Annotated in this window: 22 protein-coding genes; 9 read left to right on the forward strand and 13 right to left on the reverse strand. The window is 60.6% G+C overall.

From position 1 onward, the window contains the following. Nucleotides 1-65: 65 nt before the first annotated feature. The 6 genes from KGB27_RS14445 to KGB27_RS14470 all read right to left on the reverse strand — a co-directional run bounded on the left by KGB27_RS14445 (nucleotide 66) and on the right by KGB27_RS14470 (nucleotide 7,521). On the reverse strand, nucleotides 66-1,121 hold the full coding sequence (locus tag KGB27_RS14445) for an ABC transporter ATP-binding protein (protein WP_192228606.1): 1,056 nt from the start codon (nucleotides 1,119-1,121) through the stop codon (nucleotides 66-68). 17 nt (nucleotides 1,122-1,138) lie between these two features. Next, on the reverse strand, nucleotides 1,139-1,987 hold the full coding sequence (locus KGB27_RS14450; protein WP_223415988.1) for an ABC transporter permease: 849 nt from the start codon (nucleotides 1,985-1,987) through the stop codon (nucleotides 1,139-1,141). After that, nucleotides 1,984-2,892 carry an ABC transporter permease gene (locus KGB27_RS14455; protein WP_223555057.1) on the reverse strand — a complete coding sequence of 303 codons (909 nt, stop codon included), beginning with the start codon at nucleotides 2,890-2,892 and terminating at the stop codon, nucleotides 1,984-1,986. The genes KGB27_RS14450 and KGB27_RS14455 overlap by 4 nt, the downstream gene beginning before the upstream one ends. A 142-nt stretch (nucleotides 2,893-3,034) precedes the next feature. Beyond that, nucleotides 3,035-4,138 carry an extracellular solute-binding protein gene (locus KGB27_RS14460; RefSeq protein WP_008034320.1) on the reverse strand — a complete coding sequence of 368 codons (1,104 nt, stop codon included), beginning with the start codon at nucleotides 4,136-4,138 and terminating at the stop codon, nucleotides 3,035-3,037. 300 nt (nucleotides 4,139-4,438) lie between these two features. Beyond that, on the reverse strand, nucleotides 4,439-5,887 hold the full coding sequence (locus KGB27_RS14465) for an aldehyde dehydrogenase family protein (protein ID WP_223481223.1): 1,449 nt from the start codon (nucleotides 5,885-5,887) through the stop codon (nucleotides 4,439-4,441). Next, the gene (locus tag KGB27_RS14470) at nucleotides 5,884-7,521 is read right to left on the reverse strand and encodes a 5-guanidino-2-oxopentanoate decarboxylase (protein WP_223555059.1); all 1,638 of its coding nucleotides are present in this window, start codon (nucleotides 7,519-7,521) and stop codon (nucleotides 5,884-5,886) included. Before KGB27_RS14470 ends, KGB27_RS14465 begins: the two co-directional genes overlap by 4 nt. A gap of 160 nt (nucleotides 7,522-7,681) precedes the next feature. On the opposite strand from KGB27_RS14470, the gene KGB27_RS14475 reads away from it, so the two are divergent. Next, nucleotides 7,682-8,563 (forward strand): LysR substrate-binding domain-containing protein, encoded by an 882-nt coding sequence (locus KGB27_RS14475; RefSeq protein ID WP_008034326.1) that lies wholly within the window; start codon nucleotides 7,682-7,684, stop codon nucleotides 8,561-8,563. An 88-nt stretch (nucleotides 8,564-8,651) separates the two neighbouring features. On the opposite strand, the gene KGB27_RS14480 is transcribed toward KGB27_RS14475, so the two are convergent. Beyond that, the gene (locus tag KGB27_RS14480) at nucleotides 8,652-9,266 is read right to left on the reverse strand and encodes an NAD(P)-dependent oxidoreductase (protein ID WP_223555061.1); all 615 of its coding nucleotides are present in this window, start codon (nucleotides 9,264-9,266) and stop codon (nucleotides 8,652-8,654) included. 41 nt (nucleotides 9,267-9,307) lie between these two features. Next, a complete protein-coding gene (locus KGB27_RS14485; protein WP_223555063.1) occupies nucleotides 9,308-10,183 on the reverse strand; it encodes an MBL fold metallo-hydrolase in 876 nt (291 codons plus the stop codon). A 211-nt stretch (nucleotides 10,184-10,394) separates the two neighbouring features. Between KGB27_RS14485 and KGB27_RS14490 the strand changes: the two genes are divergently transcribed. Both KGB27_RS14490 and KGB27_RS14495 read left to right on the forward strand, forming a co-directional pair. Next, nucleotides 10,395-11,300, forward strand: a complete 906-nt coding sequence (locus KGB27_RS14490) for a LysR family transcriptional regulator (protein ID WP_223555065.1) — start codon at nucleotides 10,395-10,397, stop codon at nucleotides 11,298-11,300. Between the two features lie 195 nt (nucleotides 11,301-11,495). Further along, nucleotides 11,496-11,672, forward strand: a complete 177-nt coding sequence (locus tag KGB27_RS14495; RefSeq protein WP_008034333.1) for a hypothetical protein — start codon at nucleotides 11,496-11,498, stop codon at nucleotides 11,670-11,672. 9 nt (nucleotides 11,673-11,681) lie between these two features. On the opposite strand, the gene KGB27_RS14500 is transcribed toward KGB27_RS14495, so the two are convergent. Then, on the reverse strand, nucleotides 11,682-12,578 hold the full coding sequence (locus KGB27_RS14500) for a helix-turn-helix domain-containing protein (RefSeq protein WP_008042009.1): 897 nt from the start codon (nucleotides 12,576-12,578) through the stop codon (nucleotides 11,682-11,684). Between the two features lie 188 nt (nucleotides 12,579-12,766). On the opposite strand from KGB27_RS14500, the gene pobA reads away from it, so the two are divergent. Together pobA and KGB27_RS14510 are read left to right on the forward strand one after the other, a co-directional pair. Next, nucleotides 12,767-13,951 (forward strand): 4-hydroxybenzoate 3-monooxygenase, encoded by a 1,185-nt coding sequence (gene pobA / locus KGB27_RS14505; RefSeq protein ID WP_223555099.1) that lies wholly within the window; start codon nucleotides 12,767-12,769, stop codon nucleotides 13,949-13,951. A 79-nt stretch (nucleotides 13,952-14,030) separates the two neighbouring features. Continuing rightward, nucleotides 14,031-15,548 (forward strand): MDR family MFS transporter, encoded by a 1,518-nt coding sequence (locus KGB27_RS14510; RefSeq protein WP_008042013.1) that lies wholly within the window; start codon nucleotides 14,031-14,033, stop codon nucleotides 15,546-15,548. Between the two features lie 107 nt (nucleotides 15,549-15,655). Here the strand turns inward: KGB27_RS14510 and KGB27_RS14515 are convergent, their stop codons facing one another. The 4 genes from KGB27_RS14515 to KGB27_RS14530 all read right to left on the reverse strand — a co-directional run bounded on the left by KGB27_RS14515 (nucleotide 15,656) and on the right by KGB27_RS14530 (nucleotide 19,548). Then, nucleotides 15,656-16,504: a cache domain-containing protein gene (locus tag KGB27_RS14515; RefSeq protein ID WP_008042015.1), complete on the reverse strand. Its 849-nt coding sequence runs from the start codon at nucleotides 16,502-16,504 to the stop codon at nucleotides 15,656-15,658. A gap of 119 nt (nucleotides 16,505-16,623) precedes the next feature. Further along, entirely contained in the window at nucleotides 16,624-17,499 is an 876-nt protein-coding gene (locus KGB27_RS14520; protein ID WP_008042021.1) for an ATPase, read from the reverse strand. Nucleotides 17,500-17,607: 108 nt separating this feature from the next. Next, nucleotides 17,608-18,600, reverse strand: coding sequence for an NAD-dependent epimerase/dehydratase family protein (locus tag KGB27_RS14525; protein WP_008034350.1), 993 nt, complete (start codon nucleotides 18,598-18,600; stop codon nucleotides 17,608-17,610). A 54-nt stretch (nucleotides 18,601-18,654) separates the two neighbouring features. Next, nucleotides 18,655-19,548, reverse strand: a complete 894-nt coding sequence (locus KGB27_RS14530; protein WP_008034351.1) for a LysR family transcriptional regulator ArgP — start codon at nucleotides 19,546-19,548, stop codon at nucleotides 18,655-18,657. 96 nt (nucleotides 19,549-19,644) lie between these two features. On the opposite strand from KGB27_RS14530, the gene KGB27_RS14535 reads away from it, so the two are divergent. The 4 genes from KGB27_RS14535 (at nucleotide 19,645) to KGB27_RS14550 (ending at nucleotide 24,577) form a co-directional block, all read left to right on the forward strand. Next, entirely contained in the window at nucleotides 19,645-20,046 is a 402-nt protein-coding gene (locus KGB27_RS14535) for an ACT domain-containing protein (protein WP_008034352.1), read from the forward strand. A 5-nt stretch (nucleotides 20,047-20,051) separates the two neighbouring features. Then, a complete protein-coding gene (locus KGB27_RS14540; protein WP_192228597.1) occupies nucleotides 20,052-20,654 on the forward strand; it encodes a LysE/ArgO family amino acid transporter in 603 nt (200 codons plus the stop codon). 175 nt (nucleotides 20,655-20,829) lie between these two features. Next, entirely contained in the window at nucleotides 20,830-21,426 is a 597-nt protein-coding gene (locus KGB27_RS14545; RefSeq protein WP_008034365.1) for a superoxide dismutase, read from the forward strand. A 1,099-nt stretch (nucleotides 21,427-22,525) separates the two neighbouring features. Beyond that, nucleotides 22,526-24,577, forward strand: a complete 2,052-nt coding sequence (locus KGB27_RS14550; RefSeq protein ID WP_008036514.1) for a putative bifunctional diguanylate cyclase/phosphodiesterase — start codon at nucleotides 22,526-22,528, stop codon at nucleotides 24,575-24,577. Nucleotides 24,578-24,814: the final 237 nt, after the last annotated feature.

The raw sequence follows: 24,814 nt of genomic DNA on the forward strand, positions 1-24,814 counted from the left end.
GTTTTCCAGAAGTACCGCGCTGCCTTCTTCGCGGGCAAGCCTCGCTCCTACAGGGGGTGCGCTTTTTACGCGCCGAGTACTCGGCAAGCTTCTGCCGGCAACGTCACCGACACCGGGTTGCCAATGCTCAACCCGAACCCCTGGCACGGCGTGCTCAACGCGGTAAACGACACCCCGGAACACTCCACGGTCGTCTCGATCGTCGCGCCGATATCACGCACGAACGTCACGGTGCCCAACAAGCGATTCCCCGCCGTCGCCTGCGGATGCGACAGTTGCAGGTCCTCAGGGCGGATCAGCATCTTGACCCTCTCTCCCGCCGCAATGCTCGTGCAGATCGGCACTTGCAGCGCATCGCCCCCCGGCAGGCTGACCTGGCCGTTACCCAGCGCGGTCGCCGGGAAGATGTTGCCCGAACCGATGAAGTCCGCGACAAACTCGTTGGCCGGATGACGATAGATCTCGATCGGCGTGCCCACTTGCTGCACGCGATGCTCACCCAGTACCACGACGATATCGGCCATGGTCATCGCCTCACGCTGGTCGTGGGTGACCATGATGGTGGTGATGTTCAGGCGTTGTTGCAGCTGACGGATTTCCACCTGCATCGACTCGCGCAGCTTGGCGTCCAGCGCCGACAGCGGTTCGTCCAGCAGGAGGATTTTCGGGTGGTTGGCAATCGCCCGGGCAATCGCCACACGCTGACGTTGACCGCCAGACAGTTTCGCCACCGGGCGGTCAATCATTTCCTGCAACTGGATCAGTTCCAGCAATTCCACTACGCGCTTGTGCTGATCAGCCTTGCTGACCCCGCGCAGTTTCAGCGGATAGGCGATGTTTTCCCCAACGGTCATGTGCGGAAACAGCGCCAACGATTGAAACACCATGCCGAAATTACGCAGATGCGCCGGGGTTTGACCGATGTCTTCACCGTCCAGGCGAATCTCGCCGCCGGTCAGGGTTTCGAGGCCGGCGATCATCCGCAGCAAGGTGGTTTTACCGCAGCCCGAAGGGCCGAGGAAACACACCAGCTTGCCTTCCGGCAAATGCAGGTTCACATCCTTTACCGCGCAGGCCGAGCCGTAATGTTTCTCGACGTTTTCCAGAATCAGACCAGACATATGAATCACCTCAAGAATCAGAACGAAACGCCACCTTCACCGACCAGCTTCTCCAACGCCCAGATCAGGACGAAGTCGATCAGCACGATCAGCACGGCAAACGAAAATACGGTAGGGTCGAGCGAGGACACGGTGCGGCTGTACATCCAGATCGGCACGGTCATCACGTCGATGGTGTAAAGGAAATAGGTCACGGTGAATTCGTTGAACGAGACGATGAACGCCAGCAGCATCCCCGCCAGAATCCCCGATTTCATCAGCGGCACCACCACATCGATGATCGCCCGCGTTGGCGAAGCACCGAGCATTTGTGCGGCCTCTTCAACTTCGCTGCCGATGGAGAGCATTGCCGCCGTGCAGTTTTTCACCACGAACGGCAGCGCCAGGATCACGTGAGCGATCACCAGCCGCGAGGTGGTCATCTGGAACGGCAGGCTGTCGAACACCAGCAGCAATGCCAGGCCCAATACCACCATCGGAAACACCAGCGGCAGCGACATCAGTTGCAGCGCCACCGCCTTGCCGCGGAACTCGCAACGGGTCAGCGCATAAGCCGCCGGCACCGCGATGATCGTGGCGAAGACCATGGTCAGGCACGACACCATCAGGCTGGTGGTCATGGCTTTGCCGAGGCTCAGCACATCACTCGCGTCCGGCGACACGAAGGTGTGCCAGGCAGCCTTGTACCATTGCAGGCTGTAGCTGCTCGGCGGGAAGTCGAGGTTCGACGAACCGCTGAACGACATGACGATCATGGTCAGGATCGGCAACACCGCCAGCAGCAAAATGAACCCCGAGAGGATGCCGGCAAACTTGCCGGTTTCGCCTGGCAGCAGCGAATAACGCTTCTTGATCACAGAGCTCATTGCGAAGCCTCCAGCATGCGCCGACGACGGCCAGTGATGTATTCGGACAAAGTCATGATCGCAAGCGTGGTGACAATCAGCACCACACCGGCGGCGGACGCGGCGGGCCAGTTCATCAGCGGGGCGATCTGGTCATGGACCATCACCGCCAGCATCGGCACGCGTCGGCCACCCAGCAGCAACGGCACCACGAAGCTGCTGGCGTTGTAAGCGAAAACCAGTGTCGCGCCGGTGATGATCCCCGGAAAACTCATCGGCAGAACCACCTGGAGGAACACCTGAAAGCGACTGGCGCCCAGCGTGGCGGCGGCCTCTTCGTAAGTGCGGGCGACGCCGCGCATGGCGCTGGCGATCGGCAGCACGGCCAACGGGAACGCGGTTTGCACCAGGCCCATCAGTACGCCGTTCTGGTTGTACAGCAACATGATCGGGCGCTTGATCAGGCCCAGGCCCATCAGTGCCTGATTGAGCATGCCGCCCGGGCCGAGAATCACCAGCCAGCCGTAGCTTTGCAGCAGCAGGTTGACCAGCAATGGCAGCAGCACCGCAGCGAGGAAGATCCTGCGCACAAACGGCGACGTCAGGCGCGACATGGTGTAGGCCACCGGGATCGCCAGCACCACGGCGATCACTGCGCTGATCAGCGCCAGGCGCAAGGTCAGCAGCAAGGATTTGAGGTAATACGGTTCCAGCAATTGGGCGTAGCTGGCCAGGCTGAACCCGGTCCATTCCGCGCCTTTGGTGCCGACGCTCATGCGCAGCACCAGCAGGCTGGCGGCAATCAGCACGCCGAGAAACAGCATCGACGGCGTCAGAAAAAACCAGGCGCGGGTCGTCGGCGAAACACCCCGATTGGCGCGCACAGGAGCTGCATCGACCGGATGAGTCAGAGGTTGGTGTTCCATAGCAAGGGTCTCGTCAATGGAAGATCCTGGCGAGTGCTGCGCACTCGATCGCCGGCAAGCCGGCTCCTACAGGGCTTAGCGCTGCATTTGTAGGAGCTGGCTTGCCAGCGATGAGGTTCGAAGAACCTCCCTGCGATTCAGATCAGGAAGAAAAGATTTCCGTGTAGCGACGAATCCATTGGTCATGCACGGAGGCCAGGAAGGCGTTGTCGTGCATGATCGCCTTCTCGGCAATCTGCTCAGGCGTGAGGATGTACGGGCTCTTGCGCGCTTCGGCGGAGATGATCGCCTTGGCGTTGACCGGGCCGTTGTAAATGTCCTCAGCCATCTTGCCCTGCACCAGCGGGTCCAGAGAGTGGTTGATGAACGCGTAGGTCAGGTCGGTATCGCCCGGACGGTTTTTCGGCATCACCGACAGCATCAGGTCGGTGTAGAAACCTTCTTTCATGCCGAACGTGGCGCCCAGGCCGTAGGCCGGATCGCGGATCTGTTTCGGGAAGAAGGCCGGTGCGTACAAGCCGCCCATGTCCAGGGAACCGGTGCGGAACAGCTCGGCGATCTGGTTCGGGTTTTCACCCAGGGTCACCACACGATCCTTCAGCTCGGCGAGTTTCTTGAAGCCGGGTTCGATGTTGTGTTCGTCACCACCGGCCAGTTTGGCGGCGATGATGATCAGGTCCATCGCTTCGGTCCAGTTAGGCGGCGGCAGGAAGATGTTCGGCGACAGCTCGGCGTCCCACAGGGCGGCGTAACTGTCCGGTGCTTCCTTGATGGTACGGGTGCTGTAGACCAGGCTGTTGCACCAGAGCAGGTAACCGATCCCGTGGCCATTGGCGCCGGTGCGGTATTTCTCCGGGACATCCACCAGGTTGGGGATGCGATTGAGGTCGGGTTTTTCCAGCAGGTTGGCGGCGGCCAGACCTTCGGCGCCAACGCCCGCCAGGGTGATGATGTCGTATTGCGGACGATCACCGCCGGCCTTGAGTTTGGCGACCATTTCCGAAGTACTGCCGGTGCGGTCAGCGATGACCTTGCAGCCGTACTTGTCTTCGAACGTTGCGGCGATGTTGCGCAGTGCAGCCAGGCCTGTGTCATCGGACCAGGTCAGCAGGCGCAGGGTCTTGCCCTGGAAGCGCGTGTCGCTGGCATTGGCCTTGACGAAGGGCAAGCTCATGGCTGCCGCGGCAACCGAGGCCACGCCTACGGTTTTGATGAATTGACGTCTGTTCAGATCATGCTCGCCCATTACGGACTCCCTTTGTTTTTGTAGGTATAAGGCAGGTCGAAACTGTTGCATCCGCGCGGCCGGATCAGTGTTATCCCCCGTATTTTCGGGGGCTTGGCTGAACCAGTGAGTTCATCCTGAGGTCGTGTAAAACACCTGACTATCGATAAAAATTCATTGAAGCCATGACGCCAGCGCATGCCTCATGTAGGAGCGAGCCTGCTCGCGAAAAGTGCATGAACGACGCGGGTTTTCTGACTCCCCGCGTTATCGTTGACGTCCATCGCCGGCAAGCCGGTCTCGCTCCTACAGAGATACGCGTCAGACGGCGCGAATCACGTGTTTGATTTCCTGGAAAGCCTGCAAGCCCCATGGCCCCAATTCGCGGCCGATGCTGCTCTGCTTGTAGCCGCCCCAGGCGGTCTGCGGGAAGATCACTTGCGGCGCGTTGATCCACACAAGCCCCGCCTGCAAGGCGTTGGCAACCCGATCCGCCGCCTCGGCGTTGCGCGTCACCACGCTGGCCACCAAGCCGAACTGGCTGTCGTTGGCCAGGGCAATCGCCTCGGCTTCGGTGGCGAAACTGCGCACGCAGATCACCGGGCCGAAAATCTCTTCACACCACAGCGCACTGTCGAGGGGCACTTCGGTGAAAATCGTCGGCTGCAAAAAATAACCGCGCGGCAAGTCTGCGGGGCGATTGCCGCCGCAGATCAGCTTGGCGCCAGCACTCAAACCGCGGTCGATATGGCCGAGCACGCGTTGGTATTGCGCCTGATTGACCAGTGCGCCCATTTCCACGTTCGGGTCGAACGGGTCGGCCACGCGGATGGCTTCAGTACGCGCCTTCAGGCGCAGGAGGAATTCGTCGGCCAGCTCATCGGCGACCAGCACGCGGCTGGTGGCGGAACACATCTGCCCGGCGTTGAAGAAACCACCGCCACAGGCCACTTCCACGGCCAGTTCAATGTCGGCATCGGCCAGCACCAGCAGCGAGGATTTGCCGCCCAGTTCCAGGCTCACGCCCTTCACGGTTTCTGCCGCGCGCTGCATCACCTGCACGCCGACCGCATTGCTGCCGGTGAAGGAAATCTTGGCGATGCGCGGGTCCGCCGACATCGGCGCGCCGACCGCCAGACCGGTGCCGCAGACCACGTTGAACACGCCCTTCGGCAAACCGGCCTCGGCGATGATCGCCGCCAGTTCCAGCTCCGGCAGCGGCGTCACTTCGGAAGGCTTGAGCACCACACAGCAACCGGCGGCCAGGGCCGGGGCGAGTTTCCAGGCGGTGGTGACCATCGGGAAATTCCACGGCACGATCAGGCCGACCACACCACACGGCTCACGGCGCACACGGGCGCTGAAGTCGTCGGTGGGCAGCTCGACGTTGCTGTCCTGTTTGGCGTCGAGGCCTTCGGCCAGGCCTGCGTAGTACTCGAACGTAGCGATCACGTCATCGACGTCGATGGCCGCTTCGAACAACGGTTTGCCGTTGTTGCTCGACTGCAAGTGCATCAACTTGTCGCGACCGGCCTGCACGCCCGCAGCGATTTTGCGCAGGATGGCACCGCGCTCGGCACCGGTGGTTTGCGACCAGGCCTTGAAGGCTTCGGTCGCTGCGTTCGCGGCTTGATCAACGGCGTGTGCATCGCCGCCATTCACGGTGGTCAGCAACGCTTCGGTGGCCGGGTTGATCACGCGCAGGTGTTCGCTGCCCGCCGACCATTTTCCGTCAATGAACAGACCGTCAAGCGTGGTGGGGAAAGTCATTTCGACACCGCCTTCATCCACACAGTCTGATCGATTTCAATCAGGGTCGGGCCCTGGCGATCAGCCGCGCAGCGCAATGCACCGCGCAGTTGCTCGACACCGTCGACCGCTTCGGCCGCACAGCCCAATGCCTTGGCGACACCGATGAAGTCCGGGGTGTAGATGTCTACGCCGACCGGCTCGATGGCGCGGTTGACCATGTATTTCTTGATCTCTTCGTAGCCCTGGTTGTTCCACAGCAGGACGATCACCGGAGTACGCGCTTCAACGGCGCTGGCCAGTTCCGGCAGGGTGAATTGCAGGCCGCCGTCGCCGATCAGGCACACCACTGGAGGACGTGCGCCGTTTTCAACGCTACCGCCGAGCCAGGCGCCAATCGCTGCCGGCAAGGCGTAACCGAGGGTGCCGTAGCCGGTGGACGAGTTGAACCAGCGGCGCGGGCGCTCCGGGTTGAAGGTCAGGTTGCCGGTGTACACCGGTTGGGTCGAGTCACCGACGAACACCGCGTTCGGCAATTCGTGCAGGACGGTTTCGAGGAAACGGGTCTGGGCCAGAGTCGGCGCGTCCCAAGTGGCGGCGAGGTCTTCGCGCAGACGTGCGGCGCGGACCTGGCCCCAATCGTTGCGGCGCTCGGCCAGCGATTTGTGGGACAACGCGCTCAGCAAGGCTTGGGCAGCGTTGCGCGAATCGGCCACCAGTGCGATGTGCGGCGGGTAGTTGCGCACGGTCTGATCCGGGTCGATATCAACGCGCAGCAGCTTGCCGGGAATTTCGAAACCACCGGCGAAAGTGACGTCGTAGTCGGTCTCGGCCAGCTCGGTGCCGATGGCCAGCACCACATCGGCCTCGGCAACCAGGGCGCGAGTCGCGACCAGGCTCTGGGTCGAACCGATCAACAGCGGATGGCCGGATTCAAGCATGCCTTTGGCGTTGATGGTCAGCGCGACTGGCGCGTCCAACAATTCAGCCAGTTCAGTCAATTCCGCAGCGGCATCGATGGCACCGCCACCAGCGAGAATCAGTGGGCGCTTGGCGCCGGCGAGCAGTTCGGTCATGCGGCTGATCGCGCTTGGCGAAGCACCGGCGCGGTCGATGTTGACCGGCAGGCTGCTGAGCAGGTCGTCGGCTTCTTCAACCAGAACGTCCAGTGGGATTTCGATGTGAACAGGACGCGGACGACCGGCCTGGAACAGCGCGAAAGCGCGGGCCAACACGCCCGGCAGTTCGGACGCCGACATCAGGGTGTGGGAGAACGCCGCCACGCCGCCGACCAATGCGCTCTGGTTCGGCAGCTCGTGGAGCTTGCCGCGACCACCGCCCAACTGGCTGCGGGTCTGCACGCTGGAGATCACCAGCATCGGGATCGAATCGGCGTAGGCCTGGCCCATGGCGGTGGTGATGTTGGTCATGCCCGGGCCGGTGATGATGAAGCACACACCCGGTTTGCCGCTGGTGCGTGCATAACCGTCGGCCATGAAACCAGCGCCCTGTTCGTGACGCGGAGTGACGTGGTTGATGCTCGAACGGGCCAGCCCGCGATACAGCTCCACGGTGTGAACCCCGGGGATGCCGAACACCTGCTCAACCCCGTAATCTTCGAGTAACTTGACCAATACTTCGCCGCACGTCGCCATGTCTTTTGCCCTTTTTGTTCGTTTGAGACGCCGGGCCTGCGCAGTGTTTATGATGAGCGGGCAGGTCCAGGGATGGCCTCATTGGAACGGGCGACACGTAGCCGCAACAATGGATAAAAAGTCATACTAGCCATGTCCTCACGTCATACCTTGGATCCCAATGAAACGATTGCCTCCCCTGCCGGCGCTGCACACTTTTCTGATTACCGCGCAGTGCTGCAACTTCACCCGTGCCGCCGAACAGCTGTTCATCACCCAGGGCGCGGTGAGTCGACAGATCGCCGGGCTGGAAGAACATTTGGGTTATGAGCTGTTCATTCGCCAGGCCCGCGGCCTGGATTTGACGGCGGAAGGACGGGAGTGGCTGCCACGGGTGCAGCAGATTTTCGGCTTGATCGACGAGGCGGTGGAGCAGATCGGCGAGAAGCGCGAAACCCTGCAACTCAAGGCGCCGACCTGTGTGATGCGCTGGTTGTTGCCGCGCCTGTTGCAGTGGCAGCGGGAGCGTCCGGATGTGCCGGTGGAGCTGACCACCACGGTCAAGCACGGTGTGGATTTTCATCGCGAGCAATTCGACGCGGCGGTGATGTATGGCGCGCCGCCGGACAACGCGCTGACGTCTTATCTGCTATTTGACGAGCAACTGACGCCGGTGTGTTCACGACCGATGCTGGAAGGGCCGCAGGCCTTGCAGTCACCGGCGGATCTGCAACAGCACTTGCTGCTGCACCCGACGCGGGATGAGCGCGACTGGAATGCCTGGCTGAAAGCGGCGGATCTTCAACTGAGCAATGTCAGCAAGGGTCAGCATTTCGAAACCCTGGACCTGGCGATGTCGATGGCGTCTCAGGGGACAGGTGTGGCGATTGGCGATTGGTCGTTGATTGGCGATGACCTGAGTGCCGGGCGGCTGGTCATGCCGTTTGAATTGAAGGTAAAAACCGGGTTGGCGTATTACCTGGTATTCCCGGAGAAACCTGCACCTTCGCCGAAGTTGCGCGAATTGATGGGGTGGTTGGTGGAGCAGGCGCAGAGTCGGTGAAGGCCCAAAAGCATCGCCGGCAAGCCGGCTCCTACAAGGGCAAATCCCTGTAGGAGCCGGCTTGCCGGCGAAGGTTTAAGCCGCGCCATCAATACCCGACAGTAAACCGCTGACGGGAGTGCTTCGGCACGTCCACTTCATCCAACATCGCAATCGCATAATCAGCAAACGTAATCCAGCTGCGCCCCGCCCCGCTCACCAGCAAATCATCCTTGCCAACCCGGAACGTGCCCGTACGCTCACCTTCGACAAACTCCGCCGAGGGCGACAGGAAGGTCCAGTCCAGTTCCTGTTCCTTGCGCAGGTTTTCGAGAAACAACGCACCGGCGCTGGCCTCTGCCTTGTATTCCGCCGGGAAGCCTTCGCTGTCGATGACGCGGGTGCCGTCCGGCAGCAACAGCGAACCGGCACCGCCCACCACCAGCAGACGTTTCACCCCGGCCTTCTTCACCGGCGCCACAACGGCAGCGGCGGGAATCGTGGCGAAATGTGCCGCGCTGATGACCACATCATGCCCCGTCACAGCGGCTTGCAAGGCGTCGCCATCCAGCACGTCGACATTCTTGCTGACCACCCCGGCACGCTGGCCGATTTTCGACGTATCGCGCGCGATGGCCGTAACGCTATGACCACGACGCAGGGCTTCTTCCAACAGTTGGCTGCCGGCACGGCCGGTGGCACCGATGATTGCGATGTTGCTCATGACGTTCTCCAGTGTGGATCAGTGTGAGTGGGTGAATCGGGTTACCACTTCATCTCGCCCTTGGCGACTTTGGCGCTCAGCTCCAGCGAGCTTTCTTCGCCCAGTTTCGGGTAGCGTTTTTTCATCGCGGCGATCAGCGCGGCGGCGTCTTTGGCCTTGGCGGTTTCTTCGTCAAAGGCTTTGATGTAATCCGCGGTGAACTGCACGGCAGCCAGGGAGCGGGCACTTTTGCCGAGGTAGTGACCCGGCACGAGGGTGTGCGGTTTCAGGGTTTCGATGGAGTGCAGCGTAGATAGCCAGTCAGCGTGGGACTGCGCGGTTTGGGTATCGGCCATCCACACGTGAATGTTTTCTGCGACGACCACGCCACCGACCACTGCCTTGATCGACGGGATCCACACAAAGGTGCGATCCGGTTGTTTGCCCTCAAGACCCACCACCTGCAACTTCTGCCCTTCGAGCATCAGGCTGTCACCCTTGAGTACGTCCGGCACGATGGTTTTGGCCGGCACGTCGGCCCCCATTTTCGGCCCCCAGAACGCCAGTTTGCCGTCGACGGTTTGCTTGATGTGGTCCACGGTCGGTTGCGAGGCGAGCACCTTGGCGTTGGGGAACGCGGCGGTCAGGGTGTCGAGGCCGAAGTAGTAATCCGGGTCACCGTGGCTGATGTAGATGGTGGTCAGTTGCTTGCCGCTGGCGCGGATTTTTTCCACCACTTGCTCGGCCTGGGATTTGCCGAATTGCGCGTCCACCAGAATCGCGTCTTTCTCGCCGCTGACCAGCACCGACGTCACCGGGAAGATCGCTTTCTCGCCGGGGTTGTAAACATCCAGCGTCAGCGTCGATGCCGCCGCGTGGGCCGCGAAACCGAGGGTGGCCGTGGCCAGCAAAATACGCTTGAGGTTGAAACCGATCATCTGTTGCTCCGTTGTTTGATAGACGCCCTTTGTGTAGGAGCCGGCTTGCTGGCGATGGATTTGAAGACGCCGCGTTTATCCAGGAACTACGCGTTATCAACACCGCCCGCAGCAAGCCGGCTCCTACAGAATATGGACAGAGCTTAGTTGCCTTATTCATTACAAAAAATGCGATGCTTAGACATAGTTTGTTTCTGAAAGCGGGCAAATCATGGATCGTCTACAAGCAATGCGCGTATTCGTCACGGTGGTCGACCTCGGCAGCCAGTCGGCCGCCGCCGACCACCTGGACCTGTCGCGGCCGGTGGTTTCGCGGTATCTGGCGGAACTGGAAGACTGGGTCGGCGCGCGCCTGATGCATCGCACCACGCGTAAATTGAGCCTGACCGCCGCCGGCAGTGAAATCCTGCCGCGCTGTCGGCAGATGCTCGACCTGTCCACGGACATGCAGGCCGCCGTCAGCGAGCCGGACGATGCGCCGCGCGGCCTTCTGCGGATCAGCGTCAGCACCTCGTTCGGCCAGGCGCAATTGGCGGATGCGATGGCCGCCTACGTCAAACGTTACCCCGGCGTCAGCATCGACCTGCAGATGCTCGACCGCACGGTGAACCTGGTGGATGAGCGCATCGATCTGGCGATTCGGACCAGCAATGACCTGGACCCGAACCTCATTGCGCGGCGGCTGACGGTCTGCCGCTCGGTGATCTGCGCCGCCCCCGCTTACCTGCAGGAGCACCCGACGCCAATTCGGGTGGAAGACCTGAGCCAGCACAACTGCCTGACCCACTCCTACTTCGGCAAAAGCCTGTGGCATTTCGAGCAGGACGGAGAACCGGTCTCGGTGCCGGTGCAGGGCAACATCAGCGCCAACGAAGCGAGCACCCTGCTGCGCGCAACAATCGCTGGCGCCGGGGTGGCGATGCTGCCGAGCTATCAGGCGGGTGTGCATATCCACAGCGGCGAACTGATCCGCCTGCTGCCCCAGGCCGAACCGCGCCAGATGAACATCTACGCGGTGTATGCCTCACGCAAGCACATGCCGGCGGCATTGCGCAGCGTGCTGGATTTTCTGGTGCTGCGGTTTCCGGAAGAACCAGAGTGGGATGCAGGATTGTAGATACGCCCCCCTGTAGGAGCCGGCTTGCCGGCGATGGTCGTTAACGATAACGCGGGCTTACCGGATGAACGCGGTGCCTTTACGTTCATCGCCAGCAAGCTGGCTCCTACAGGGGGGAATGCATGACTGGCAACTCACTGCCGCTGACCTATGCTGAACTTAGTACCGAAGGGTATTCGTTCAGAGGTCAACGCCATGAACACGAAAACAAGAAGATACCTCGCCATTTTCATCACCTGCGCGGTGACGCTGGCGCTGTACGGCACCGCGGCGTGGCGCGTTGAGCAATTGCGAAACCTGCCCCGTGAGTACGCGAGCTGCAACTTCGAGCGCTGCATTCCCCACAACGCGACCCTCAACGCCCTCCGGTGATGAAGGGGATCAGGCCTCGTTGTCCTGATCGGCCTTCAAGCGGTCGCGAAACGCCTTGGGTGAGATCCCCACACGACGCCGGAACAGGCGCGTGAAGTTGGTCGGATCGGAAAACCCCAACACATCGGACATTTCATAAATGGTCATGCTGGTGTAGGTCAGCAAACGCTTGGCCTCCAGCAATTGCCGCTCGTGCATGATCTGCAACGCCGGTTGTCCCGCCAATTCACGGCACGTGCCGTTGAGGTGCGACACCGAAATCCCCAGCCGATGCGCCAGGTCTTCGACCTTGACGTGCTGGCGATACGTCTCTTCCACCAGTTGGATAAACCCGTTGAGGTATTCCCGCGCACGTTGCGGACGCTGACTGGCCGAGCGACGCTGCAACGCCTGCCGGCTGACCCACACCATGATCACGCTGACCAGCGAATGCATGAGCATTTCCCGGGCCGGTTGATGACCGGTGTATTCGGTTTGCAGCGCAGAAAACAGACTGTTGAGGTACTCGCTGTCGTTGCCGGCCGGATAACTTTCGGCCTGGGCCAGAGCATTCACCGAGTTGCCCAGTTGCGCCTGAAGATGGGCGACCAGCGGCGCGGCGAGGGTCACGACAAAGCCTTCGACATCCTCGGAAAAACGATAACCGTGCACCGATAACGGCGGCAGAACCAGGATCGCCGGTTCGCCCAATTGCGTACGTTTGCCTTCGATTTCAAGCTCTGCCTGACCTTTGAACACGAAGAGTAATTGGCATAAATCGGCGTGGCGATGGGGTTTGATTTCCCACTGGTGTTCGCGGCTGCGTTTGGAAATGGTTTCACAGTGCAGCAAGTCCGGGGTCGGCCAGTCCAGGCTTTCACCGTAGAGCTTGAACACCGGTATCGAAGGCAGGGCAGGCTTGTTCATAACTTCAATCCAGGCCTCGGGAAGTGACGGGCGATAATCGCACCGATTGGCAGAAAGTACAGCTATCGGCTCAGTTTTCACCTTCAATTGACAGACCCGCAAGTGAAAAATGCAAGCACTCGATCCATAAAAATAATTCACCGACGCAGGTCGTGTGGAGCTTGCGAGTCATAAAAACAATGAAAACACTGAAAACCCAAGTCGCCATCATTGGCGCCGGCCCCTCCGGTTTGCTGCTCGGCCAATTGCTGCACAACGCCGGTATCGACACCCTCATTCTCGAACGCCAGACCCCGGACTATGTGCTCGGGCGAATCCGTGCCGGTGTCCTCGAACAAGGCATGGTAGAGCTGCTGCGTCAGGCCGGCGTCGGCCAGCGCATGGACGCCGAAGGACTGGTTCACGGCGGCTTCGAACTGGCCCTCGACGGGCGCCAGGTGCACATCGATCTGCACGCCCTGACCGGGGGCAAAACCGTGATGATCTACGGGCAAACCGAGGTCACTCGCGACCTGATGGCCGCTCGTCGGGAGGCCGGCGCGCAGACGATCTATGAAGCCGGCAACGTCGTGCCTCACGGTATGAAAACCGATGAAACGTTCGTGACGTTCGAAAAGGACGGCGAAACATATCGGCTCGATTGCGACTACATCGCCGGTTGCGACGGCTTCCATGGTGTAGCGCGGCAATCGATTCCCGCCGAGAACCTGAAGGTGTTCGAACGGGTTTATCCGTTCGGCTGGCTGGGGATTCTTGCCGACACGCCACCGGTTCACGATGAGTTGGTCTACGCCCGTCACGAGCGCGGTTTTGCCCTGTGCAGCATGCGCTCGGCGACTCGCACCCGGTATTACCTTCAGGTGCCTGCCGACGAGGCTGTCGAGAATTGGTCCGATCAACGCTTCTGGGATGAGCTCAAATCCCGGCTGCCTGCTGCGCTGGCCGAGTCTTTGGTGACCGGGCCGTCCATCGAAAAAAGCATCGCGCCGTTGCGCAGTTTCGTGGTCGAACCGATGCAATACGGGCGGATGTTTCTGGTCGGCGACGCCGCGCACATCGTCCCGCCGACCGGCGCCAAAGGCCTGAACCTGGCGGCCAGCGACGTCAGTACGTTGTTCAATATCCTGCTGAAGGTTTACCGCGAAGGCCGTGTCGATTTGCTGGAGAAATACTCCGAGGTCTGCCTGCGCAGGGTCTGGAAAGCCGAACGATTTTCCTGGTGGATGACCTCGATGTTGCACCGCTTTGACGATCACGACGGGTTCAGCCAGCGCATCAGCGCGTCGGAGCTGGACTACTTCGTCAGCTCCGAAGCGGGTCGGAAAACCATTGCAGAAAATTACGTCGGACTTCCGTATGAGGCTATCGAATAGCCTGCTACCGACTTACACTGGCGAGCATCCCCGCTCGCCCTTGCCTCCTGCGGGACCCTCACTGCCCGCAGGTTTTCCCGTGACCAATCTCAACCAGCCTGAAACGCCCAAACCGGCCATCCGGAGCGTGCTGATCGCCCTGATGCTGGCCATCTTTCTCGGGGCGCTGGATCAGACGATCGTCGCTGTATCGATGCCCGCCATCTCCGCGCAGTTCAAGGATGTCAGCCTGCTGGCCTGGGTGATTTCCGGCTATATGGTGGCGATGACCGTGGCCGTGCCGATCTACGGCAAACTCGGCGACCTGTACGGTCGGCGCAAGTTGATGCTGTTCGGCATGGGGCTGTTCACGATTGCTTCGTTCTTCTGCGGCATGGCCCAGAGCATGGAGCAACTGGTGCTGGCGCGGATTCTTCAGGGCATTGGCGCCGGCGGGATGATTTCGGTCAGCCAGGCGATCATCGGCGACATCGTGCCGCCTCGCGAACGCGGTCGTTATCAAGGCTATTTCAGCAGCATGTACGCGGTGGCCAGCGTCGCCGGGCCGGTACTCGGCGGTTACATGACCGAGTACCTGTCCTGGCGCTGGGTGTTCCTGATCAACCTGCCGCTGGGCCTTGGCGCCTGGCTGGTCGCCCGTCACACCTTGGTCGGGCTCCCGGTGCCGCAGCGCAAACCGATCATCGATTACCTCGGCACCGTGTTGATGATCATCGGTTTGACCGCCTTGTTGCTCGGCATTACTCAGGTCGGCCAGGGGCATTCGTGGCGCAGCGCCGAGGTGCTGGGTTTGCTGGGTTGTGCGGTGGTGGTCCTGGCGTTGTTCGTCGGGCATGAGCGCCGTGCACGGGAGCCGTTGCTGCCGATGCACCTGTTCGCCAACCGCAATGCGATCCTGTGCTGGTGCACGATTTTCTTCACCAGTTTCCAGGCGATTTCGTTGATTGTGCTGATGCCGTTGCGCTTCCAGAGCGTGACCGGCGCCGGGGCCGACAGTGCCGCGCTGCACCTGTTGCCACTGGCCATGGGTTTGCCGATCGGCGCGTATTTCGCCGGGCGCCGAACCTCGGTGACCGGGCGCTATAAACCGATGATTCTCGCGGGCGCCCTCCTCATGCCGATCTCGATTCTCGGGATGGCGTTCAGTCCGCCACAGGCGGTGGTGCTCAGCAGTCTGTTCATGGTGCTCAGCGGGATCGCCTCCGGCATGCAGTTCCCGACGTCATTGGTCGGGACGCAGAATTCGGTGGAACAACGGGACATCGGCGTGGCGACCAGCACCACCAACCTGTTCCGCTCCCTGGGCGGCGCGGTGGGCGTGGCATTGATGTCGGCGTTGTTGCTGGCATTGCTGCAAGACTCGAGTTTCGCCCATCTGGCCGGTTCGACGCTGATTGCCGAGGGCAGCTCCGGGAACGTTTTGCTGGATGGCCTGAACGCCGCGCCGGGGGATGCGCAGAACGCCTTGCGCGCCGAACTGCTGCTGACCTTCCGGCATTTGTTGATGGTCAGTGCGGCGGTGTCGTTGCTTGGGTTGGCCGCGGCGATAGCCATGCCGAACCGGGTGTTGCGTGGGCGGGAAGACAAGGCTCGGTAGTTGAATCGAGTCGCGGCCTTCGCGGGCAAGCCTCGCTCCTACAAGAGCCATGCAAATCTGTAGGAGCGAGGCTTGCCCGCGAAGACGTCATCCCATGTGATAGAGATTCAAGGGCTGTAATACCCCACAGCCACCAGAAAATGCCCGACCTTCTTCAGGTACGCATGCTTGTCCTCGACCTTGCCGGTCACCGGATTTTTCCACCGATACGCGTATTCGCCATAATCCTGCCCGGCCATCAACGCCAGGATCGGCTCGCCGACCGGCTTGCCTTCAGGGTCCTTGATCTTGCCGAAATCGGTGTTGATCAAGCGCAGATTGGTGCCATGGGCGACATAACGCTGCGTATTCAAGTCGACGACGAACACATACAAGTCATCCTGCAAATAACCGCCCTTGAGCGAGTTGATCGACGTGAGCGTGCCCTTCTCGTCCTTGGCCAGATCGGTCGCCGCTTTGTTCAGCAACGCCATCGCCTGCTCCGCCGACGCCCTTGGCAAGTAGTAACCCACCGCCAGAATCCGTTGGCCGACCCGTTGGTAGAACACATGCTTGCGTTCGACCTTGCCGTCGGACCAGTTCTGCCAGCGATACTCCGCTTGCTGAATGCCATTGCCCTCCGGCACTTTCAATGCGTCCTTGAAGGCTTTCTGCAAATCCGGCCCGAGCACATCCGATACATCACGCCCGATCAACGCCGAAGAAGGCCCACCGCTGGCGAGCATCACGCCTTTGGTATCGAGCACGAACACGTAGCGGTCCTTGTCGACAAACTCGCCCTGACGACTGAAGGCCGCGAACGCCTTGTCGCCATTGTCGTGGTAATAGGCCAGGGCTTTTTCCAGCAAGGCGATGGCGGCCTGGCTGTCGTCCTTCTCGGTGCCGGCGGCTTGCGCCTGCCCCAGGCACAGCAACAGCATCCCGCCCAGCAGGGCCAACCTGTGCAAAAACCCCATTGCGCATCCCTCGTTCTCTTCGGTGTTTGAAGAGCGTAGACGGCAATGGGGCATGTATGGATATTCAGCGAACCGCAGTCTGCAAAATGGTATTGCAGTGCATTACCGCGCCTTCAGCCTCAAGGCCTGGCCCGTAACTGCTGCTGCAAATTCTGAATCTGCGCCTGAAGGGTGTTGATGTTGCGGGTGACCTGGCTACGGAAGGCGTCGAACTCGGCGGTACTGGATGGGCCTGACGCGGCGGCCGGGCGGTTGTCCTGCTCGCTTTTGAGCACGATCAGGTCTTGTTCCAGGCGTTCGATGGCGGCGCTCGGGTTGCCTTGTTTTTTCAGCGCGGTGATGTCGGCGCCGAGGCTTTTTAGCTGGGCTTCGAATTTTTCAGTGTCCGCCGGGGCGCTTTTCAGGGCGGCCAGTTCGCTGCTCAGGGCTTTGACCTGGGCCTGCAATTGCGTGTTGGCGGTCTGGTGCTCGGTGTTCTGGGCGGTGGCTTGCGCCAGGCGCTTGTCCAGATCGGCGGTTTGCGCAGTCATTTGCGCCAGACGCTTGTCCAGGTCCGACGTCTGGCCGGCAACGCCCTGCTGCTGTTTGCTCTGGTCCTGGAGTTTGCTTTCCAGCTGCCTGATTTGCAGTTTCAGCGCTTCGCTGTCGCTGGTGACGTTGGTCTGACTGGCGACCACCTTGCCGGAAATGTCCTGCAAGCGCCCCGCTGCATCCTCACTGATACGCGCGAAACTTTCCTGGGTCGCCACCAGTTGCTGTTCCATCAGCGAGATCTGCTGAAAGCTCCACCACGCAAGACCGGCGAACGCAAAGAACAAGGCACCGACCAGCGCCCACAACGGACCGGTGCTGGCCGCCCTGACCTTGACCACCGGCGGCGTGCGCGAATGCACGGCGGTGCGGGCGGTGGGTACAAAATCATCATCGTCGAGGCTGTCGGCACGCAGGCTCGGTACATCGTCGAAGTCGTCGTTGGCATCGTTACGCATGGACATTGAGTCAACCTTTGTGGAACGCGGTGATGGCTTGATGGGGCGAAGTATAAACCCGTCAGCCGCATCGATTGACCCTGAACCCCACTCTGCGTTCAGTAACGGGATTTGTCAGTGAATGTCCTGAGCCTTCCACCAGCCGCAGAATTCATCGAGCGCAGTCCAGAGACTGACCTTCGGGTCGTAGTCCAGATAATGCCGCGCGCGGCTGATGTCCAGGGTGAAATTTTTGTTCATCACTTGCATGCCCAGGCGCGACAGGGTCGGCTCTGGACGACCCGGCCACAGCTTGCACGCGCCCTCGTTAAGCGCCGCCACGGCATAGGCCAAGCCGTAGGAACGGTAGCGGGTCACCTGTGGGACGTCCATTTTGCGCATGACGTAATTGACCACGTCCCACAACGGAATCGGCGTGCCGTTGCTGATGTTGTAGGCCTTGCCCAAGGCCGAACCGCTGGCCAGCAAGCTGCTGAGCAACGCTTCATTGAGGTTTTGCACGCTGGTGAAATCGACCTTGTTCAAACCGTTTCCGATGATTGCCAGGCGACCTTTGCGTTGCATGTTCAGCAGTCGCGGGAAGATGCTCATGTCGCCGGCACCGGTCACGAAACGCGGGCGCAGGGCCAGGGTTTCGAGGCCGAACTCCTGGGCGCCGAAGACCTTTTGCTCGGCCAGGAATTTGGTCGCGGCGTAGGGATGCTTGAAGCGCTTGGGCACCTGTTCTTCGGTCAATCCGAGGTGATCGCGGCCGTCGAAGTAGATCGACGGCGAGGACAAATGCACCAGTCGCCGCACACGTTGCTTCAGGCAGGCTTCGACCACGTTTTCGGTGACCTGCACGTTGCCTTGATGAAAGTCCTGATAACGTCCCCACACGCCGACAGCACCGGCGCAATGCACCACGGCTTCGACATCGGAACACAGATCGCGCGCCAGTTGCGGGTCACTCAAGTCGCCCGCAATGAACTCGGCGCCACGGCGCACCAGATGTTCGACGCTTTCGGCCCGGCGACCGTTGACCCGCACGTCCAGGCCCTGCTCCAGGGCGAAACGCGCAAAGCGCCCGCCGATGAAGCCGCTTGCGCCGGTGACCAGAATCTTCATGTAGTGCTCCGAATATTTCGTTTTGCGTAGTGCGTGAGGTCTTGACGCTGCCGGTCAGGTCAACGGCACCAGCCATTGCTTCGACGAGCGCACCAATTGATCGGTCAGCAACCCCAGCAACTGACCGCCATTGCGCCAATGATGCCAGTACAGCGGCACATCGATGGGCTTATCTGGCAAAAGCTCCACCAGAACGCCGCGCTCAAGTTGCTCGCGCACCTGCAATTCCGGCACCAGTCCCCAGCCGAGACCGGCTTCCGTCAGGCGAATGAAGCCTTCGGATGACGGGCATAAATGGTGTTCGAAACCGCCGTCTACGCCGAGGGACGCGAGGTAGCGATGCTGTAGGAAATCGTCCGGGCCAAAGACCAGCGCCGGCGTTTTCGACAACTGATCGGCGCGCACGCCATGCGGAAAATGCCGGGCGATGAACGCCGGGCTGGCCAGCGCGCGATAACGCATGGCACCCAACAGGACGCTGCGCGCACCCGCCACCGGACGTTCGCTGGCACAGACACACGCCGCCACTTCGCCTGCACGCATGCGTTTGAGGCCGACGGTCTGGTCTTCGACCACCAGGTCGAGCAGCAAATGTTGCTCGGCACAAAAGTCACCGACCGCCTCGGCCCACCAGGTGGCAAGGCTGTCAGCGTTCAGTGCGATGCGCAGACGTTCCGGCAGGCCTTCTTCATCCAGCGCCGGCACCAGCGTTTGCAAGTCCCGCTCCAGCAAGCGCACCTGCTGCACATGGTTGAGCAAACGCCGGCCGATTTCCGTCGGCGCCGGTCGCGCCATCCGCACCAGCACCGGTTGGCCGACCCGCGCTTCCAGCAGTTTGATGCGCTGGGAGATCGCCGATTGCGACAAGCCAAGCACCTTTGCGGCACGTTCAAAACCGGCCTGCTCGATCACGGCGGCCAACGCAGAAAGCAATTTATAGTCGAACATCAGTTTTCCTAATGAGCGATCAGCATGATTGATTTTTCTTATACAGGTTAGCAGCAGAGAATGCGCGGCAAGAACTCTTGAACAAGGATTACCGACATGGCTGGCGAAACTTCACTGGCAACACTGCTACGCAGCATGAGCCCGCAACTCAACGCTGGCGAATACGTGTTCTGCACCCTGCGGGACGGTCAATTGCCATCGAACCTTGAGATTGTCGGCAGCTTTCGCGAGCAGGAAGGTCTGACGGTGATTCTGGAACGTTCCCACGCAGAACGGGCCGGTTTCAGCTTCGACTACGTCGCAGCCTGGATCACCCTCAACGTGCATTCGGCCCTGGAAGCCGTCGGCCTGACCGCCGCGTTCGCCACCGCGCTGGGCCAGGCCGGGATCAGTTGCAACGTGATCGCCGGTTACTTCCACGACCATTTATTCGTCGGCCAGGCCGATGCCGAACGCGCCCTGCAAGTGTTGCGGGATCTGGCAGCCAACGCGGAGTAAAACTTATGTGGCAAAGCTATGTGAACGGCCTGTTGGTGGCCGCGGGGCTGATCATGGCGATCGGCACTCAGAACGCGTTTGTGCTGGCCCAGAGCCTGCGACGTGAACACCACCTGCCGGTGGCAGCGCTCTGCGTGACCTGCGACGCGTTGCTGGTAGCGGCCGGTGTATTCGGTCTGGCGACCGTGCTGGCGCAAAACCCGACATTGCTGGCTATCGCTCGCTGGGGCGGCGCGGCGTTTCTGCTGTGGTACGGCAGCCTTGCGCTGCGCCGGGCCTGCTCGAAGCAAAGCCTGCAACAGGGTGAAAACCAGACGGTCCGCTCACTGCGCGCGGTGATGCTCAGCGCCCTGGCGGTGACCTTGCTCAACCCGCATGTTTATCTGGATACCGTTTTACTGATTGGCTCTCTCGGTGCGCAACAAACCGAGCCCGGGGCTTATGTTGTCGGCGCGGCCAGCGCTTCGCTGCTTTGGTTTTTCACGTTGGCGCTGGGCGCCGCATGGTTGGCGCCATGGCTGGCTCGGCCAAGCACATGGCGGATCCTTGATTTGTTGGTGGCCGTCATGATGTTCGCTGTAGCCGGCCAACTGATCATCGCGTCCTGATATTCCAAATGGCTCTGGAACCTCTATTCCACACAGTTGTTGCGTGGTTATGCCGCACCCCCGGTGCTATGATCCGGTTCGATGCGCCGCAAAGAGTACAAACTCCCCGGCGCTTGTCTGGCCGCCCGTGATCGGCCTTGCGCTCACCGCAACTGACCTGATTAGGAGAATCATCATGGCTTTCGAATTGCCGCCGCTGCCTTACGCACACGATGCCCTGCAGCCGCACATTTCCAAGGAAACCTTGGAATACCACCACGACAAGCACCACAACACCTACGTCGTGAACCTGAACAACCTGGTGCCAGGCACCGAGTTCGAAGGCAAGACCCTGGAAGAGATCGTCAAGTCTTCCTCGGGCGGTATCTTCAACAACGCCGCTCAAGTCTGGAACCACACTTTCTACTGGAACTGCCTGGCGCCAAACGCCGGCGGTCAACCAACCGGCGCACTGGCTGAAGCCATCAATGCTTCCTTCGGTTCGTTCGACAAGTTCAAGGAAGAATTCAGCAAGACTTCCATCGGCACCTTCGGTTCCGGTTGGGGCTGGCTGGTGAAAAAGGCTGACGGTTCCCTGGCCCTGGCCAGCACCATCGGCGCCGGCAACCCGCTGACCAACGGCGACACCCCGCTGCTGACCTGCGACGTCTGGGAACACGCTTACTACATCGACTACCGCAACGTTCGTCCGAAATACGTCGAAGCGTTCTGGAACCTGGTCAACTGGAAATTCGTGGCTGAGCAGTTCGAAGGCAAAACCTTCACCGCTTAAGCTCGACGCCAGTCAAAAAACCCGGCTTTTGCCGGGTTTTTTTATGGGTTTGGAAACGTACAAAGCCAGGTGTTCCCGTAGAACGGGTCGGTTGTCAGGCCGCCATCGCCGGAACGCCGCCCGCAGCAAGCCAGCTCCTACAAGGTTCGGGGACAGCCGTGAAAACAGGTTGGTTGTCAGGCCGCCATCGCCGGCAAGCCGGCTCCTACAAGGTTCGGGGACAGTCGTGGAAGCAGGTTGGTTGTCAGGACGCCATCGCCAGCAAGCCGGCTCCTACAGGGGGTGGGGACAGTCGTGGAAGCAGGTTGGTTGTCAGGACGCCATCGCCAGCAAGCCGGCTCCTACAGGGGGTGGGTACATCCGTGAAAACAGGTTGGCTGTCAGGCCGTCATCGCCGGCAAGCCGGCTCCTACAAAAGCAGGCTGGCATACACCTGCTTCTCACCACTCATCAGGCCGAGCGTTAGCTCGCCTTCAGCTTTTGATCTGAGCGCCCCTTCGGGAGGCCGAGTGAAGGTTCTGCGCAGTGGGCAACCCGGCATGGATGCCGGGTTAGCCGCCCCCGGCCATGGATGGCCGATGGCGGCGGGCCCACGGAGCAGGACCGGAGCGAGGGAACGCCGAGCCTAAGCGAGGGGCCGGACGCTGGGGCAAGACTTTTTGGTTCCTTTTGTGGCGTTTGACAAAAGGGACTCGCCGTAAGGGCGAAACCATAAGCGGCCGTTACCGCAGGAATGGATATGTACACCCCAAAAAAATGGTCCGCCATGACGCCGCCATCGCCGGCAAGCCGGCTCCTACAGGGAAACAAGTTGAATCCAGAGAAGGTCGATTTCCGATAATGAAACCAGTCTTCCCCCCCTTGCCCCAACGCCATACCCGTCTACCATCAACCAAATGGAAAATAAGTCCAAATCCCCCTCAAGTTGAAGGACTCGACTACCGACACAGTACTAATAGGGCAAATACTCCAGGCAACAGCATTTCGGCCAACCCACAGGCAAATTCCCCTGTGTTTGATTGTCCCTTTGACTGCCATCACCGGATTGCCAATACTCATGGCAACTTGATGCTACCTGCACGGAACAAGGAATGACTCTTTGAAGCTGGAACTCAAGAACAGCTTGTCGGTGAAGTTGCTCCGGGTCGTGCTCCTGTCGGCATTGATCGTCGGCGTGGTCTTGAGCTGCGCGCAGATCGTTTTCGATGCCTATAAAACACGCCAGGCCGTGGCAGGCGATGCCCAGCGCATCCTCGACATGTTCCGCGACCCCTCGACCCAGGCCGTCTACAGCCTGGACCGGGAGATGGGTATGCAAGTGATCGAAGGCCTGTTTCAGGACGACGCCGTCCGCCAGGCCTCCATCGGCCACCCCAATGAAGCCATGCTGGCGCAAAAATCCCGCGAGTTGCAGCAATCCAACAGCCGCTGGCTGACCGACCTGATCCTCGGCAAGGAACGCACCTTCACCACTCAACTGGTAGGTCGCGGCCCGTACAGCGAGTACTACGGCGACCTGAGCATCACCCTCGACACCGCCACCTACGGACAAGGGTTCATCGTCAGCTCGGTGATCATCTTCATTTCCGGGGTATTGCGCGCCCTCGCCATGGGGCTGGTGCTGTATCTGGTCTACCACTGGCTGCTGACCAAACCGCTGTCGCGGATCATCGAGCACCTGACCGAAATCAACCCGGACCGCCCCAGCGAGCACAAGATTCCACAGCTCAGGGGCCACGAGAAAAACGAACTGGGCATCTGGATCAACACCGCCAACCAGTTGCTCGAGTCCATCGAGCGCAACACCCACCTGCGCCACGAAGCGGAAAACAGCCTGCTGCGCATGGCCCAGTACGACTTCCTCACCGGCCTGCCGAACCGCCAGCAATTGCAACAGCAACTGGACAAGATCCTCGTCGACGCCGGCAAACTGCAACGCCGGGTCGCGGTGTTGTGTGTCGGCCTCGATGACTTCAAGGGCATCAACGAACAATTCAGCTATCAGACCGGTGACCAACTGCTGCTGGCGCTGGCTGATCGCCTGCGGGGCCACAGCGGTCGCCTTGGCGCCCTCGCCCGACTGGGCGGCGATCAGTTCGCCCTGGTTCAGGCCGATATCGAACAACCCTACGAAGCCGCCGAACTGGCGCAAAGCATTCTCGATGACCTGGAAGCGGCATTCGCCCTCGATCATCAAGAGATTCGCCTGCGCGCCACCATCGGCATCACCCTGTTCCCCGAGGATGGCGACAGCACCGAGAAGCTGCTGCAAAAAGCCGAGCAGACCATGACCCTGGCCAAGACTCGCTCGCGCAACCGCTACCAGTTCTATATCGCCAGTGTCGACACCGAGATGCGTCGCCGTCGCGAACTGGAAAAGGACCTGCGCGACGCGTTGATCCGCGACCAGTTCTACCTCGTCTACCAGCCGCAGATCAGCTACCGCGATCATCGGGTGGTGGGCGTCGAAGCATTGATTCGCTGGCAACATCCCGAACACGGGCTGGTGCCGCCGGACCTGTTCATCCCGCTGGCCGAGCAGAACGGCACCATCATTGCCATTGGCGAATGGGTGCTGGATCAGGCCTGTAAACAATTGCGCGACTGGCATGACCAGGGCTTCACCGACCTGCGCATGGCGGTGAACCTGTCCACGGTGCAGTTGCACCACGCCGAGCTGCCGCGGGTGGTCAATAACCTGCTGCAAATGTACCGCCTGCCACCGCGCAGCCTGGAGCTGGAAGTCACCGAAACCGGCCTGATGGAAGACATCAGCACCGCCGCCCAGCATCTGCTGAGCCTGCGTCGCTCCGGTGCGTTGATCGCCATCGACGACTTCGGCACCGGTTACTCATCGCTGAGTTACCTGAAAAGTCTGCCGCTGGACAAGATCAAGATCGACAAGAGCTTCGTACAAGACCTGCTCGATGACGACGACGATGCAACCATCGTTCGGGCCATCATCCAGTTGGGCAAGAGCCTTGGCATGCAGGTCATTGCAGAGGGGGTGGAAACCATCGAGCAAGAGGCCTACATCATTTCCGAAGGCTGCCACGAAGGTCAGGGCTACTTTTACAGCAAGCCACTGCCGGCGCGAGAACTGGGCGCCTATCTCAAGCAGGCCCAGCGCAGCAACGCGGCTATTTTGTAAAAATCAAAAGAGATCGCCGCCTCGTTTCACTCGACAGCTCCTACATTGGACCTCGTGCGCCTGTAGGAGCTGTCGAGTGAAACGAGGCGGCGATCTTTTGATCTGCGACACAATCACTGTCTGAATAAGAAATATTTCCAAGAACAACTCTTTACACATAATGCGAAAGATTTGCATTATGTCGCAGTTTTGCGCGCTAGCTGCGCCATTCCACCCCCTCTCGAAGCAGGATGTTCG

The sequence above is a fragment of the Pseudomonas sp. BF-R-01 genome, from assembly GCF_019946615.1.
Lineage (GTDB): Bacteria > Pseudomonadota > Gammaproteobacteria > Pseudomonadales > Pseudomonadaceae > Aquipseudomonas > Aquipseudomonas migulae.

Bases quoted from the DNA above. Each gene is read 5' to 3' on its own strand.
- KGB27_RS14445 (WP_192228606.1), bottom strand. From the start codon at position 1,121: ATGTCTGGTCTGATTCTGGAAAACGTCGAGAAACATTACGGCTCGGCC.
- KGB27_RS14450 (WP_223415988.1), bottom strand. From the start codon at position 1,987: ATGAGCTCTGTGATCAAGAAGCGTTATTCGCTGCTGCCAGGCGAAACC.
- KGB27_RS14455 (WP_223555057.1), bottom strand. From the start codon at position 2,892: ATGGAACACCAACCTCTGACTCATCCGGTCGATGCAGCTCCTGTGCGC.
- KGB27_RS14460 (WP_008034320.1), bottom strand. From the start codon at position 4,138: ATGGGCGAGCATGATCTGAACAGACGTCAATTCATCAAAACCGTAGGC.
- KGB27_RS14465 (WP_223481223.1), bottom strand. From the start codon at position 5,887: ATGACTTTCCCCACCACGCTTGACGGTCTGTTCATTGACGGAAAATGG.
- KGB27_RS14470 (WP_223555059.1), bottom strand. From the start codon at position 7,521: ATGGCGACGTGCGGCGAAGTATTGGTCAAGTTACTCGAAGATTACGGG.
- KGB27_RS14475 (WP_008034326.1), top strand. From the start codon at position 7,682: ATGAAACGATTGCCTCCCCTGCCGGCGCTGCACACTTTTCTGATTACC.
- KGB27_RS14480 (WP_223555061.1), bottom strand. From the start codon at position 9,266: ATGAGCAACATCGCAATCATCGGTGCCACCGGCCGTGCCGGCAGCCAA.
- KGB27_RS14485 (WP_223555063.1), bottom strand. From the start codon at position 10,183: ATGATCGGTTTCAACCTCAAGCGTATTTTGCTGGCCACGGCCACCCTC.
- KGB27_RS14490 (WP_223555065.1), top strand. From the start codon at position 10,395: ATGGATCGTCTACAAGCAATGCGCGTATTCGTCACGGTGGTCGACCTC.
- KGB27_RS14495 (WP_008034333.1), top strand. From the start codon at position 11,496: ATGAACACGAAAACAAGAAGATACCTCGCCATTTTCATCACCTGCGCG.
- KGB27_RS14500 (WP_008042009.1), bottom strand. From the start codon at position 12,578: ATGAACAAGCCTGCCCTGCCTTCGATACCGGTGTTCAAGCTCTACGGT.
- KGB27_RS14515 (WP_008042015.1), bottom strand. From the start codon at position 16,504: ATGGGGTTTTTGCACAGGTTGGCCCTGCTGGGCGGGATGCTGTTGCTG.
- KGB27_RS14520 (WP_008042021.1), bottom strand. From the start codon at position 17,499: ATGTCCATGCGTAACGATGCCAACGACGACTTCGACGATGTACCGAGC.
- KGB27_RS14525 (WP_008034350.1), bottom strand. From the start codon at position 18,600: ATGAAGATTCTGGTCACCGGCGCAAGCGGCTTCATCGGCGGGCGCTTT.
- KGB27_RS14530 (WP_008034351.1), bottom strand. From the start codon at position 19,548: ATGTTCGACTATAAATTGCTTTCTGCGTTGGCCGCCGTGATCGAGCAG.
- KGB27_RS14535 (WP_008034352.1), top strand. From the start codon at position 19,645: ATGGCTGGCGAAACTTCACTGGCAACACTGCTACGCAGCATGAGCCCG.
- KGB27_RS14540 (WP_192228597.1), top strand. From the start codon at position 20,052: ATGTGGCAAAGCTATGTGAACGGCCTGTTGGTGGCCGCGGGGCTGATC.
- KGB27_RS14545 (WP_008034365.1), top strand. From the start codon at position 20,830: ATGGCTTTCGAATTGCCGCCGCTGCCTTACGCACACGATGCCCTGCAG.